The organism is Chloroflexus sp. MS-G (assembly GCF_000735195.1).
Lineage (GTDB): Bacteria > Chloroflexota > Chloroflexia > Chloroflexales > Chloroflexaceae > Chloroflexus.
This window is the reverse complement of the sequence record NZ_JPIM01000239.1, coordinates 1-1331: the sequence shown is the minus strand read 5'-3', so window position 1 is coordinate 1331 and position 1331 is coordinate 1. Positions and strand designations below refer to the sequence as shown.

Below are 1331 nucleotides of genomic sequence, written 5' to 3'. Positions count from 1 at the left end.
GCGTGGGAGGAGAAGGGGGCTGGGGGGAAGGTGAGGGCCACCAGGCGTACCTGGCAGCACCGGCCCGGCAACCGTCGCCACCCTAAATCCCTACCTCATCTGCGGCAAGTATTGTCATCACAGGTAGTCGTTCCACCAAACAGATACCGGTTCCGCGCCACCAATTCGTATAAGGGTTGGGCCAGGGTAAGGGCACCGGGTAATCGCAACATCTCCCCTAACCCCCGTAGAGCTGGCAACTGTAACAACAGCTCGCGCACAGCCTCAGCACCACGGTAGACGGTACCGTCTGGACCGACAACATGCAACTGACTTAGCGCATCCTCGAAGCTGATGTGCGGAAATCGTTCGCGGGCGTGTGCACTATTCGCATCGAGTAATTCGATCCGCTTGTAATCGTCGTAAGCGGCGACGAGTTCAGCCTGGCGGCGGCAGATACGGCAGTTGCCGTCGTAGAGCATCGTGTAGCGCATGGGTTTCTCTTTCATAGGGTGAAGCTGGCTAAGCAAGCAGTGTTAAGGTTTCACTGGCGATTGACGTTTCGTAAGCGGGTTTGCTCAATACCGCTTCTGAAATAGGCGGACGTTCCTAAACGTATCTAAAGTCCAATTCCAATCAGGTGTTGAAACTACCGAATGAAATGTTACAACTTCGGTTTGAAGCGCGGTCAGGAATTCATTTTTCTTCTGTCATTCAGAGTTTTAATACGGCATAATCGCCGTTATCACCAACGCCAGGACCAGGATGCCAATAATGATTGCACTGAGAATACGGAACCATTGCTGATAACGTTTGCGGCTCATAGCACCCTCCGATGTCAATCAGGCTAGATTGTGTTGCTAGCGTAGACTCCCAACCTGCTTCTAAGAGCGTGATCAAAAACTCGCATTTCTGATGAGTCTCTTACCGTGCATCTGCGATCATTGCGTTCAGTGGCCAACGTTCTGTGCCGTCATCCGCCACCCGTTCCCGCTGCCGAGCGGGTAGCGCCAGGTGCTGCAGGCGGCCCTCACCCCCAACCCCTCTCCCGCAGCACGGGAGAGAGGTAATCTGAGTTCATAGCCTCGGCATCGTTGACAGATACTAGCGCAGAACCGCCCCTGCTCCGCTCATCCCCCCTTCCTCTCCCGCAGCGTGTATTGGATGATATGGAACTACGGACCGTTGATCATCCGTTTCATACTCCCCCTTCCTCTTCTGCAGCGTGTATTGGATGACATGGAAGTACGGACCGTTGATCATCCGTTTCATACTCCCCCTTCCTCTTCCGCAGCGTGGAAGTCCGTAGATCATACTCCCCCTTCCTCTTCCGCAGCGTGGAAGTCCGTAGA

At 54.4% G+C, this 1331-nt stretch carries 1 protein-coding gene; it reads right to left on the bottom strand.

Going from position 1 to position 1331, the window contains the following annotated elements; genetic code table 11:
* Positions 1-95 precede the first annotated feature (95 nt).
* Positions 96-473: a thiol-disulfide oxidoreductase DCC family protein gene (locus JE47_RS0120155; RefSeq protein ID WP_031461455.1), complete on the bottom strand. Its 378-nt coding sequence runs from the start codon at positions 471-473 to the stop codon at positions 96-98.
* Positions 474-1331: the final 858 nt, after the last annotated feature.